Raw genomic sequence first — 9,314 nt, 5'->3', positions numbered from 1 at the left:
ATTAGAAATCCACTTCTATTATTCTAAGGATGGCATCGTCATATTCTCCGGATTTAAGAGCATCAACAGGAATATCGTAATCCACTTCCTCACCCTCATAGTGTAGCTGTATAGCCTCCTTCAGGTTCTCTATAGCCTCTTCGGGCGTAGAGCCCACGCTGAAGATGGGAGCTCCCACAACCTCAGCTCCCCAATCACTTTTTTCATCCTTCCGGAGGGCTACAAGAAACCTTACCTTAGTCCTCAACATCTTCTATCCCCGCCTGTTTTAATATTGATTTTATAGTCCCTATCGGCAAGGTTTTACCTTTGTGAAATGGAACCGTCACTTTCCCTTTCTTTTCGGGATGTTTAAGCTGGACATGAGAGCCTTTTTGCTTCACCACATACCACCCCTCTTTTTTGAGTATGTCTAAAACCTCTTTGGCTGTGAGGTTTTGTAGCTTTTTCTTCCTGCCCATATACGCTTACTTCCCTTTACTCTCCTCTATCAGGCGGTCAAGGTCGGCTTTGTCTATGAGAGTCCTCTTCCCTATCTTGACAGGCTTGATTTTGCCCTCTTTGATGAGCTTGTAGAGGGTGGTTCTTCCTATCTTCAGATACTTCATAGCCTCTTTGATAGTTAAAAGCCTCTCCTCTCCCATAGTGCTTTTATTCTAAGCCGTTCTTAATTGTTTGTCAAAGTTCGTTTTTATCTTGACAAACGAATAAAGACGGATTATTATGAACAATAACGAATACATCACTAAGGAGGTATCAGCCATGAGACAGGCTCAAGAAGTCAGGGAGCTCCAGCTCCGGATAGGCTCTGAGATTATCACCCTCCCCGTCCTTGAAGTGTCCCTGTGGGAGGACACGGACGAGGAGGGCTTTGTAGTGGATGAAGGCTACACCTATTATACCCCCTACGGAAAGGTCATCACCCGCATGACCGACCGAGGGGAAGATGTTCTTCACGCTCAGCTCGACTGGGAAGCTCTGGGGCTTCCCGGTCTTTTGAAAACTGCTTAAGGAGGAGTGAGATGGCGTTCAGGAAGCATGGGCTTTGCGGTCAAGATACCTCGCAAGGAAAACGAGAGCCCACATTCCTACCGAAGCTATCAGAGCCAACAGAACTATATCACTCATCAGGAAAGATTATAAGCCCGAGGGCAACGCTCACAAGCCCTATACCAAGGTTGCTTACTTTGTCAGCTGTGAACTTCTGTCGCGCAAAAACATTTTAAAGGAGGTGCGCCATGCTAACGTTCAAGAAGGCTGACTTTGGGAAGGTTGTCAAGAACCTGATGAGGGACGGAAAGACATTCCGTATAACAGCACCTGAGGAGTTCACAGACAGCCTTACCGAAGAGTTCGGAAAGCCCGAAGAGGTCAAAGCCAAGGTCTGGGAGCTGGAAGGCGGAAAACTCATAGCTGTGGATGATGAAGTGTTCTATGTCCCCTATGTGTGGGGAGTTGAAGATGAAAACCTTTGAGGAGGTGAGGGACATGATTAAGCCCGATTACGATGTGGTTGAGGTTTTTGCCTGCAAGCTCGAAGAGTACGCCTTTACCTTGAGAGCTTTAACCTCATACGCCCATCAGAAGGAGAAGGATGCTAAAGACGAGAAAGCTCTTGAGGAAGCTTTGATTGACTACGCCAACACGGTAGCGGACTGGATGGACTTCCTGAAGAATGAAGCGGAAGGCGTTAGAGAAGAGATGTTTAGGTTTTTGGATAGGAGGGGTGTTTAAGGGGGGCGGAGTTCCCAATGGGGCTCTCCCCCTTCCTGATACAAAAGTGTATGCTTATCAACCACTTGCACATAAAACATATAAGTTATTGATATACTTAGTAAATTCTGCCTTGATATCATATTGCAAGCGCATAGGTCTTGACTCATCTTTATATTGCGGTGTAGAACATACCGAAAACCTCAATATCTTTATTCCCTTCCCCTCTTTTAATCCTGTCGTAAAGTTCTTGGTTCGCTTTCTCCCCAAAAACTTTTAAAGGAGGTGGAGTAGTATGTCTTCAGAAAAGCTTGTACTCACGGCTAAGGATGTTGCCGAACTGTTCGGCACATCCGAGGAAAACATCAGATTGAAGGTCTATCGTAAACAGCTTCCCGCCCGAAGGCTTGGAAGGAGGCTGATATTCCTTCGAGATGAACTGGAGGAATACTTAAAGAAACTTCCTCCGGCGGTTCCTGAGAAGTGAAAAAGGAGGTAAGAGATGGAAAAGGCAAGCGTCCTTAATGATAGCTCATTAATTAACTTTCTGCAAGAGCTGTTAGACGGTTTTAAGATCTATCCCAAGGGCTATGCTGTCGCCCGATGTCCTTTCCATGATGACCATAATCCCTCTCTCTTTGTGGATCCAAAAACTGGTCGCTTCCATTGTAAAGCTTGCGGAGAGGTCGGTGGTTTAGTGAAACTCACGGCTCAAGCTAAAGGGCTGGCTCTTAAAGAGGCTAAAGGTCTCCTCGAGAGGATGAGACTTCTAAACAGAGGCGGGGAGCGTAAAGTCGAGGCTGAATATTTCTACTGGAAGGAAGACGGGAGTCTTGCATTCAAGAAGGTAAGGTACAGGCTTCCTGACGGAGGAAAAACTTTTACAGTCCACACCTACGACTACGAAAATGAAAAATGGGTATCAGGGAAGGGGGGTGCGGAAGATGTCATTTACAACCTCGGCGACGTCCTTTCCGCTGATACCGTCCTCGTAGCTGAGGGAGAGAAGTGTGCTGATGCTCTTATAAAGTACGGCTACGTTGCCACTACCTCCCCTCACGGAGCTGGAAGCTGGAAGCCGGAATTCTCTAAATGGCTTGAGGGGAAAACAGTTTATCTCTTCCCTGATAATGACACCACAGGCATCGAGCACATGAAAGAAGTTGCTACCTCTCTTAATGGAAAAGCCGAAGCTCTGTATTGGGTCGATCTCTCTACTCATGTGGGCGAGAAGGGGGATATCGCAGACCTCATAGAAGAATGGGAAGAGGCAGGACTCTCCGAAGAGGAAATAAAGACCAAGATCAACGAACTCCTTAAAGAAGCTGAGCCTTACGATCCTGATAGGTTTTCTATTCTAAGAGAGCTTTCCTTGACCCCTGACAGACTGGAAGGCTACGAACCTGAATTTTTAATTGAAGGCTTCATCCCGAAGGGAAGTCTCACCTTAATAACGGCAAAATACGGCGGAGGTAAGAGCCTTTCCGCTCTTGCTATTGCTAAGTTGTTGATAAGCAGAGGCGAGAGAGTTCTCTACCTCGACCTGGATAACTCCCTTCATGTGATAAAGGAGCGTCTGAGACAGGCTCAGCTTTTCCCTTATCTCGGGAGAGAACTAACCTATGTTAGCCGATCCGTTCACCCCGTCCATAGTAAATCAGAGGTATGGAAAGCACTTAAGAAGGAGTTAAGAAATCGAGATCACATGGTTATCGTAGTCGATACGCTCAAGAACTTCTCTAAGGGTATGGAACTCAACTCAGATAAAGAAATGACAGAAGTTATGAGCGAACTTATGGATTTAAGAGAAACCGGGCACACCGTTTTAATCTTGCATCACTTACCGAAGAAAGTTGACGAAGATGAACCTTACAAGAACAACACTACAGTCGTGGACGCCGTAGATGTAGCGTATAGACTTCACAAGAACGAGAACAGGTTTACCTTCGAGAATTTTAAAGACCGCATACCGGTTAAGAGGAACGTAGCTTTTAAAATTGACGAGAACTTGAACCTTCACGAGGTTCTTCCACCTAAGAAAGAAGAGGAGAAAATAATTGCTGAGGTCATTTACAAACTGATCCCGCCTGAGGGAAGAAAGCAAGGTGATCTTATAGCGGTGGCGAATGACTACTTAAAGACACACGTCGATGACGTGCCCCACGGCAAAAATCGAATAAAGGAAGTGCTCGAAAAGTATGAGGGAAAGTGCTGGGAAGCTGTAAGACTTGAGAAGAACGCAAAGGTCTACAAGAGACTCTCCGATCCTTCCACCCTGTTTTCCTGTTTGCCCCCTTATATATATAAGGAGGAAAACAGGCAAACTCAAGAGCCCCAACGGTTAGATGGTAATTCGGCGGAGAGCACAGTAGGCAAACTCAACGGAGACAAGGAGAAGAGCGAAATCGACCTTTCTGAGTTATTGAAAGAAGCTGAAGAGACCTCACGAGGCAATGGCGGAGGGAGTGTCAGCACTGAAGACCTGGATTTTTGAGGAGGTGTCGCTGTGCAGGTTAAAGATCTGAAAGAGAGGCTTAAGAAGATAGCCGAGATAACTCAAAAGCTCCCCCTCCCTCTCGACCTCCGCCCCGCCTTCGGGATCATAAACACCAAAGAGGAAATGCTCAATCTGATACAGGATCTCGACGATTACGAGTTTAGAAAGTTCCTCTGGTTCCTCAAATACCTTATACTCGACGAAAAAGACTGGAACCTCTGGAGGTTCGACTACGAGAGAGAAGTCTTCAAGGGAGAGGCTGATCCCCTCAAGAGGCTTGAGCTACTTCTTAACTTCTTCGGGGGAGTCAGGAGCTTCGAACTTGACCTTGAAGACCTTGAGATGACACTCAGGCTGAAAGGCAGGAAAGAGGTAGAGCGGTATCTTATAGCCCACAGAGACCTTATCCTCTCCAAAGGCTGGCACGTAGATAAAGGGGAGGATGGGATTTATGTCTTCTGGAGGAGAACATGAAAAGCGACATCTTTTCAGACACCTATTGCCCCTTATGCGGGAGGCAGAATCTCAGCAGAGTGGAAAACATCTACGGGGAATACCAGACCGCCCTGCTCGTTTACTGTCAGGAATGCAGAAGGGAGTTCATTATCATCACCCACCAGAGCGGAGAGGTGGAAGATGGGGGATAAGTTTAAATCTCAAAAGGAGGGAGGTCATGAAAGAACAACCTGAGAAGCAGGAGACCGAGCTCATAGCGAAGGAGCTGAGAGCCATAGCCAAAGAGCTCCACGACCTCAACGCAAACATGAGGATCCTCATCCACTACCTCAAGATGATGCCTTTAGCCATCCACGTGGAGGAGGTGAGCACAGCCCTCGCAGAAGGAAAGCTGTAAAAGGAGGTTGTAGATGGATGAGACGCGGTTCACAACCAGAATACTGGAGAAGGGCTACGTATGGGAAGTGGCACAGTTCCACGAGGATCCTTCGGGAGATAAAGACATGGTGGAAGTCCCCGCCTTCGTAGTCGTAGAGATGGCTATTGAAGGGGAACTCTCCCGGTTCATAGACAGGATACTCATAGAAGCGGGGGAGATAGAGGTAGAGACAAAGAGGCGTGAGTTCGTAAGGGAAGCTCTGAACGAGCTCTTTGGGGGAGAGGTAGGGAAGGAGATATTCAGATCGAGTCCCTTCTTAGCCCTCTACACTCTGAACATGTATACCTTCTCCGTAGTCGGGCTAAAGAAAGACGGCGAAGGGAGGTGGGTCATAACCCTTGCCCTTATAACGAGGCTTGTTTTCGAGGAGGATGAGTTTAGGTTCAAAAAACCCAGAAGGGGGAACATATACCTCAAGGGCAAGCTGGCAAAGCCGAGGACATTACAGGGGATAGCGAAGCATCTCGACAAGGCAGACATCCTAATAATGCCCCTTCCAGAGAACGACCTCTGTGCGGTCATGAAGCTCGATCTCCTCGAGGAGCTTGCGAGCTCCAAGAAGAACAGAAAGAAGGTCTTTTGCAAATTCGAAGGGAAGCTTTAAAAACAAAGGGAGGTTAGAGAATGAGTCGGCTCTCAAACCAGGAGCTTATGTGGTAGCGTTGCGAGGAAGATAAGGAAAGCTCACAGGAAGTATGAGATAGCCGAAAGCAGGCTCTCCCGTAGCAGTAGCCTCATATTCATCAGCGGTGGATACAGAGTAAACAATCCCGTAGAAGACGCTCACGTGACAGTTGAGACATGGAAGGAGTTTGAGGAGTCTCTCTCTTCTGAGGAGAAGGAGCTTTTAGAGGAGATCCTTTACGGAGTTGGATATTACTTCACTAAGAGGGAGGCTGTTCTTCTGAAGGGAATGAACAAGAGAGGGAAGGAGATGGGGTTGTGGAGGTGAGATGTTGGCGTGAAGATGTCTTTTTGAAAGAGGAGGTGCTGTACAAGAACGCCCGAGCGTTCAGGAGCGCGGGTGGCCACCCTTCAGCACCTCCCAGGAATAATTTAAATCCTTTACAAAGGATTATATACCCACGTGGCCTATCCCCGGGTAGGACCACGTCTGCTGCCGGCTCAGACGCTCCCGGGGAGCTAACCGACAGCATCAAGAATAATTTAAATCCCTCGATATACCAAGCAACTAAGTTAGTCCTGCCTAACCTCTTGATAACTCCGGAAACTTTTTCTTGCATTCTCCCAATAACTTGACAGATTATTACTATCCCGGAGTTCTTTCAAATTAAGGGAGGAGAGGGAAATGGATATAACTCTCAGCTTCCCGACTCAGGCTTACAACGTTCGGGGATTGCTCAGCCGTGGTATGTGGTCATGGGTTCCCTTCTATCAGAGCTTCCTTGAGGATTACTTTTCTAAACACGATCCGAGCAATCCAGTTTATTCGGATCCTCAGGTAATAGACAGCTCTCTGGTCTGGGAACTCTGGAAGAGGCTCTCTAAACAGAAGACACGCATAAGAGAGAACAGAGAAGAGCAGATGAGAAAATTGTGGGAAGGAAGGCGGAGAGTTCCCCTTTACTACTCGCCCGATCTTTTCATGCCGTATCTTTTCAGAGAGCCCTTTTACTTCATCCCCTCGGTTCCCGGAATGCAACCTTTAGACAACATTCCCAAAGTGGCGGGGCTTTTGTCTCCGCTCGTGTATGGATAAAAGGAGGTCAGGTGATGATAAGCCCTTTAGAGAGACACTCAGTCCATGCCTTTATACCTTGGCTCTTAGGCATGCTCAACCTCGAAAGAGCCATGATGGAAGGAGATTCGGACATAGATCCTCAGTATTACAACGGCTTCGTAGACTGTATTGAAACACTCAAGAGCTACACCGCAAGGTATTTGAGGAAAAAAGGATGGGCTGAGGTTGAGATGGACGTTAGCAGGTTCCTCAAGAGCCTGAACGGAAGGAAGAGGATGGAAACGGAGCAAAGAGAACTGATGGGGGTGCTCCTTTAATGGAAGTTCTTTATTCCCAACCTTCAGAGTCATTCCTTAAACTCACCTTCAACATGGCTAAGGAGCACTTCGGGAGGGACTAACATGGCCGACAAGCTCAGGATCCCTAAACTCAAAACAGCCGAAGAGATAAACAGAGTAGTGAGAAGAGTGGTAAGGGAGCTCATGAAGGGAGAGATGGATCCCAAGAGAGCTAATGCGATAGTCTACGCCCTCAAGCTTGCCAAGGAGCTCATAGAGGTTGGAGAGCTTGAAGAGAGAGTTAGAAGGCTTGAGGAGCTCGTGAACACAAACGGGAGGTTGAGCTGTGAAGTTAAGAACTAAGCTCGAGAAACTTGAGAAGGAGCTAAGAGCCAGAGAGGGAGAAAAGAAGATAATCATCAGGCAGGAGATAATAAACGAGAAGGGAGAGGTGGAAGAGATGAGGACAAAGGAGATAGTTCTGAAGGGAGGTATAAAGAGATGGGGATAAGGAGCAAGCTCGAGAGGATCGAGAGGGCTTTGAGCTCAGAGAGGGTTTACACTCCTGACGACTTCAAGGAGATAGAAGAGCTACCAGACAGCGCCGAGATCTCTTTTGACTGGGGAGAGGTCTTAGGGAAGATACAGGAGCTAAGAGCTAAAGCTCAGGGGAAGGAAAGGGGAATCTCTAAAGGGACGGATCACGTCAGATCCACGAAGGTAGGAGAGGTTAAAGCTTTCTTCGGGTTTCTGGAGAGGGTTCACGAAAAACGACATGAGTTAGACTAAGAGCATGGCAAAGATGAACTTGTCGCGGTTAATTACAGAGCTGGAGAAATTACCACCGTCGGATCTGGAAGCGGCAAGGAAGTTCGTCCCTCTCATGATTTACCAGATGCAGGACGAGGACTTGACGCAGCTGGGGAAGGACTTCAAGGGAGTGGAAAGGTTATACGTCCTCATGGCGATGCTCCTGTTTCCGAAGGAAAGGTGGAAGGAGCTGGGGATACCCGACTACCTGATGAAATACGAGATAGCGGACGACGAGGACGAGGAGGATTAAAGGGTTAAATTGTGCCCTTCCCCAGCACAAGCTCCTTGCTTGCCTTCTCAAACTTAGACCAATCCATTATCTCGTATCCCACAATTTCATTCTTATCGCTGTAATCTATCACTGTGCCCTTACCTTCCACATACTCGCTTTCGGCTACCGGATCGTCCTTAAGCCTTATCAGGAGCGTGTCCGTTTCAAGAATGTATTTTATCCGCATAGTCCTTCCCTCTTTAGCGTCCCGTCGAAGTAAGCCGTAATGACTATTACTTTATCTCCCGAAGGTTCTACGACAATCTTTAAACATCAGAAGCTTTTATCAGAGGCTATATTTATGCTTTGTTAGTATATCCTAACCTATCTTCTCTATCCCTTCTCTCCCAACGCCTTCAGAGACCGGTTAATAGGCGCTAACTTTTCAGGTCTAAGCTTTGTCTCCCAAAGGTTAGAAGGGTTGAAAATAGGTTGAAAAATGGGAGTAATTTTCTGTGATTTTTTGTTATTTTCTGTTATGTTTCTGTCTTCTGGATAGGTTGATATACAAGAGCTTGGGGAGATGGGACTCTTTAAACTGTGCTCTCTCAAAGCCTTGAAAATCGAGAGTTTCGAGAGTGTTTGAGCTTCAGGGATTAGGTGGTAGGCGGGACAGGACTCGAACCTGCGACCTCCGCCTTGTAAGGGCGGCGCTCTCCCAACTGAGCTACCCGCCTTCCTTGTAGGGCTTTTATTATAGTTCATTTTTATTGAGGACACAACACTTTAAAACTAAAGTTTTGCAGTTCTTGACAAGAAACCACTTAAGTTGATAAAAAAGAACCTCCCCGAGGAAGTCCCCGAGGAGGTGAAACTCACGGTAGAAGCCAAATACCACGCTCTACTTAATATTCTCTCACAATCTCCCTATACTTTGTCATCCTCTCCCACCTACTCCGCCTCTGCCCTCTCAAGATTCCTTAGCCCTACCAACTCCAATCCAATGCCCTTGATTCAGGATCTTGCCTCCTCACTCCTTGACAAACTCAGATCCTTAAAGACCACCGCCTTCCTTATAGCCGATACAACTCTCTTGAGAAAGACAGGCTAAAAGATAGAAGGTGTCAGAAAACTCTACGATCCTTCCCTCAAAAGATCTATCCTTGCTCACAGAGCCCTGGTTATCAGCTTCTCAGTTCAAAACT

Annotated in this window: 21 protein-coding genes and 1 tRNA gene; 17 read left to right on the top strand and 5 right to left on the bottom strand. The window is 47.1% G+C overall.

Translation table 11 applies throughout. The annotated features are described in order from the left end of the window. Position 1: 1 nt before the first annotated feature. The 3 genes from ACZ483_RS04970 to ACZ483_RS04960 are packed head-to-tail and all read right to left on the bottom strand — an operon-like array spanning position 2 to position 644. Positions 2–250 (bottom strand): type II toxin-antitoxin system HicB family antitoxin, encoded by a 249-nt coding sequence (locus tag ACZ483_RS04970; protein WP_464325068.1) that lies wholly within the window; start codon positions 248–250, stop codon positions 2–4. Continuing rightward, positions 237–461: a type II toxin-antitoxin system HicA family toxin gene (locus ACZ483_RS04965; RefSeq protein WP_464325067.1), complete on the bottom strand. Its 225-nt coding sequence runs from the start codon at positions 459–461 to the stop codon at positions 237–239. Before ACZ483_RS04965 ends, ACZ483_RS04970 begins: the two co-directional genes overlap by 14 nt. A gap of 6 nt (positions 462–467) precedes the next feature. Next, entirely contained in the window at positions 468–644 is a 177-nt protein-coding gene (locus ACZ483_RS04960; RefSeq protein WP_464325066.1) for a helix-turn-helix domain-containing protein, read from the bottom strand. A 79-nt stretch (positions 645–723) separates the two neighbouring features. Between ACZ483_RS04960 and ACZ483_RS04955 the strand changes: the two genes are divergently transcribed. The 16 genes from ACZ483_RS04955 to ACZ483_RS04880 all read left to right on the top strand — a co-directional run bounded on the left by ACZ483_RS04955 (position 724) and on the right by ACZ483_RS04880 (position 8,148). Then, complete coding sequence (locus tag ACZ483_RS04955) at positions 724–1,011, top strand: hypothetical protein (protein ID WP_464325065.1); 288 nt, start codon at positions 724–726, stop codon at positions 1,009–1,011. 227 nt (positions 1,012–1,238) lie between these two features. Continuing rightward, positions 1,239–1,475 carry a hypothetical protein gene (locus ACZ483_RS04950; protein WP_464325064.1) on the top strand — a complete coding sequence of 79 codons (237 nt, stop codon included), beginning with the start codon at positions 1,239–1,241 and terminating at the stop codon, positions 1,473–1,475. After that, complete coding sequence (locus ACZ483_RS04945) at positions 1,462–1,734, top strand: hypothetical protein (RefSeq protein WP_464325063.1); 273 nt, start codon at positions 1,462–1,464, stop codon at positions 1,732–1,734. The genes ACZ483_RS04950 and ACZ483_RS04945 overlap by 14 nt, the downstream gene beginning before the upstream one ends. Before the next feature lie 274 nt (positions 1,735–2,008). Further along, entirely contained in the window at positions 2,009–2,200 is a 192-nt protein-coding gene (locus ACZ483_RS04940; protein ID WP_464325062.1) for a helix-turn-helix domain-containing protein, read from the top strand. Positions 2,201–2,215: 15 nt separating this feature from the next. Continuing rightward, the gene (locus ACZ483_RS04935) at positions 2,216–4,207 is read left to right on the top strand and encodes an AAA family ATPase (RefSeq protein WP_464325061.1); all 1,992 of its coding nucleotides are present in this window, start codon (positions 2,216–2,218) and stop codon (positions 4,205–4,207) included. Between the two features lie 12 nt (positions 4,208–4,219). Further along, a complete protein-coding gene (locus ACZ483_RS04930; protein ID WP_464325060.1) occupies positions 4,220–4,684 on the top strand; it encodes a hypothetical protein in 465 nt (154 codons plus the stop codon). Then, complete coding sequence (locus tag ACZ483_RS04925) at positions 4,681–4,857, top strand: hypothetical protein (RefSeq protein WP_464325059.1); 177 nt, start codon at positions 4,681–4,683, stop codon at positions 4,855–4,857. The genes ACZ483_RS04930 and ACZ483_RS04925 overlap by 4 nt, the downstream gene beginning before the upstream one ends. 26 nt (positions 4,858–4,883) lie before the next feature. After that, entirely contained in the window at positions 4,884–5,063 is a 180-nt protein-coding gene (locus ACZ483_RS04920; RefSeq protein WP_464325058.1) for a hypothetical protein, read from the top strand. Between the two features lie 13 nt (positions 5,064–5,076). Next, positions 5,077–5,709 carry a hypothetical protein gene (locus tag ACZ483_RS04915; protein ID WP_464325057.1) on the top strand — a complete coding sequence of 211 codons (633 nt, stop codon included), beginning with the start codon at positions 5,077–5,079 and terminating at the stop codon, positions 5,707–5,709. Between the two features lie 183 nt (positions 5,710–5,892). Further along, positions 5,893–6,057, top strand: coding sequence for a hypothetical protein (locus ACZ483_RS04910; RefSeq protein WP_464325056.1), 165 nt, complete (start codon positions 5,893–5,895; stop codon positions 6,055–6,057). 357 nt (positions 6,058–6,414) lie between these two features. Continuing rightward, complete coding sequence (locus ACZ483_RS04905; protein ID WP_464325055.1) at positions 6,415–6,825, top strand: hypothetical protein; 411 nt, start codon at positions 6,415–6,417, stop codon at positions 6,823–6,825. A 14-nt stretch (positions 6,826–6,839) separates the two neighbouring features. Beyond that, positions 6,840–7,124: a hypothetical protein gene (locus ACZ483_RS04900; RefSeq protein ID WP_464325054.1), complete on the top strand. Its 285-nt coding sequence runs from the start codon at positions 6,840–6,842 to the stop codon at positions 7,122–7,124. Positions 7,125–7,208: 84 nt separating this feature from the next. Continuing rightward, on the top strand, positions 7,209–7,448 hold the full coding sequence (locus ACZ483_RS04895; RefSeq protein ID WP_464325053.1) for a hypothetical protein: 240 nt from the start codon (positions 7,209–7,211) through the stop codon (positions 7,446–7,448). Beyond that, entirely contained in the window at positions 7,432–7,596 is a 165-nt protein-coding gene (locus tag ACZ483_RS04890; RefSeq protein ID WP_464325052.1) for a hypothetical protein, read from the top strand. Before ACZ483_RS04895 ends, ACZ483_RS04890 begins: the two co-directional genes overlap by 17 nt. Next, on the top strand, positions 7,587–7,874 hold the full coding sequence (locus ACZ483_RS04885; protein WP_464325051.1) for a hypothetical protein: 288 nt from the start codon (positions 7,587–7,589) through the stop codon (positions 7,872–7,874). Before ACZ483_RS04890 ends, ACZ483_RS04885 begins: the two co-directional genes overlap by 10 nt. 4 nt (positions 7,875–7,878) lie before the next feature. Beyond that, positions 7,879–8,148 (top strand): hypothetical protein, encoded by a 270-nt coding sequence (locus ACZ483_RS04880; RefSeq protein ID WP_464325050.1) that lies wholly within the window; start codon positions 7,879–7,881, stop codon positions 8,146–8,148. Between the two features lie 4 nt (positions 8,149–8,152). On the opposite strand, the gene ACZ483_RS04875 is transcribed toward ACZ483_RS04880, so the two are convergent. After that, on the bottom strand, positions 8,153–8,356 hold the full coding sequence (locus ACZ483_RS04875) for a DUF2283 domain-containing protein (RefSeq protein ID WP_464325049.1): 204 nt from the start codon (positions 8,354–8,356) through the stop codon (positions 8,153–8,155). A 414-nt stretch (positions 8,357–8,770) separates the two neighbouring features. Next, positions 8,771–8,846 (bottom strand) — tRNA-Val (locus ACZ483_RS04870). A 92-nt stretch (positions 8,847–8,938) separates the two neighbouring features. Here ACZ483_RS04870 and ACZ483_RS04865 point away from each other — a divergent pair. Continuing rightward, a complete protein-coding gene (locus ACZ483_RS04865; protein WP_464324482.1) occupies positions 8,939–9,220 on the top strand; it encodes a hypothetical protein in 282 nt (93 codons plus the stop codon). Positions 9,221–9,314: the final 94 nt, after the last annotated feature.

It is taken from the genome of Hydrogenivirga okinawensis, assembly GCF_055385515.1.
Note: the sequence above shows the minus strand (reverse complement) of the source record. Positions and strands in the feature narration are given on the sequence as shown.

What these genes read in the sequence shown, in the direction of transcription:
- ACZ483_RS04915 (WP_464325057.1), top strand. Translation starts at nt 5,077, where the DNA reads ATGGATGAGACGCGGTTCACAACCAGAATACTGGAGAAGGGCTACGTA.
- ACZ483_RS04875 (WP_464325049.1), bottom strand. Translation starts at nt 8,356, where the DNA reads ATGCGGATAAAATACATTCTTGAAACGGACACGCTCCTGATAAGGCTT.
- ACZ483_RS04960 (WP_464325066.1), bottom strand. Translation starts at nt 644, where the DNA reads ATGGGAGAGGAGAGGCTTTTAACTATCAAAGAGGCTATGAAGTATCTG.
- ACZ483_RS04965 (WP_464325067.1), bottom strand. Translation starts at nt 461, where the DNA reads ATGGGCAGGAAGAAAAAGCTACAAAACCTCACAGCCAAAGAGGTTTTA.
- ACZ483_RS04970 (WP_464325068.1), bottom strand. Translation starts at nt 250, where the DNA reads ATGTTGAGGACTAAGGTAAGGTTTCTTGTAGCCCTCCGGAAGGATGAA.
- ACZ483_RS04940 (WP_464325062.1), top strand. Translation starts at nt 2,009, where the DNA reads ATGTCTTCAGAAAAGCTTGTACTCACGGCTAAGGATGTTGCCGAACTG.
- ACZ483_RS04955 (WP_464325065.1), top strand. Translation starts at nt 724, where the DNA reads ATGAACAATAACGAATACATCACTAAGGAGGTATCAGCCATGAGACAG.
- ACZ483_RS04920 (WP_464325058.1), top strand. Translation starts at nt 4,884, where the DNA reads ATGAAAGAACAACCTGAGAAGCAGGAGACCGAGCTCATAGCGAAGGAG.
- ACZ483_RS04895 (WP_464325053.1), top strand. Translation starts at nt 7,209, where the DNA reads ATGGCCGACAAGCTCAGGATCCCTAAACTCAAAACAGCCGAAGAGATA.
- ACZ483_RS04905 (WP_464325055.1), top strand. Translation starts at nt 6,415, where the DNA reads ATGGATATAACTCTCAGCTTCCCGACTCAGGCTTACAACGTTCGGGGA.
- ACZ483_RS04880 (WP_464325050.1), top strand. Translation starts at nt 7,879, where the DNA reads ATGGCAAAGATGAACTTGTCGCGGTTAATTACAGAGCTGGAGAAATTA.
- ACZ483_RS04935 (WP_464325061.1), top strand. Translation starts at nt 2,216, where the DNA reads ATGGAAAAGGCAAGCGTCCTTAATGATAGCTCATTAATTAACTTTCTG.
- ACZ483_RS04900 (WP_464325054.1), top strand. Translation starts at nt 6,840, where the DNA reads ATGATAAGCCCTTTAGAGAGACACTCAGTCCATGCCTTTATACCTTGG.
- ACZ483_RS04925 (WP_464325059.1), top strand. Translation starts at nt 4,681, where the DNA reads ATGAAAAGCGACATCTTTTCAGACACCTATTGCCCCTTATGCGGGAGG.
- ACZ483_RS04885 (WP_464325051.1), top strand. Translation starts at nt 7,587, where the DNA reads ATGGGGATAAGGAGCAAGCTCGAGAGGATCGAGAGGGCTTTGAGCTCA.
- ACZ483_RS04945 (WP_464325063.1), top strand. Translation starts at nt 1,462, where the DNA reads ATGAAAACCTTTGAGGAGGTGAGGGACATGATTAAGCCCGATTACGAT.
- ACZ483_RS04950 (WP_464325064.1), top strand. Translation starts at nt 1,239, where the DNA reads ATGCTAACGTTCAAGAAGGCTGACTTTGGGAAGGTTGTCAAGAACCTG.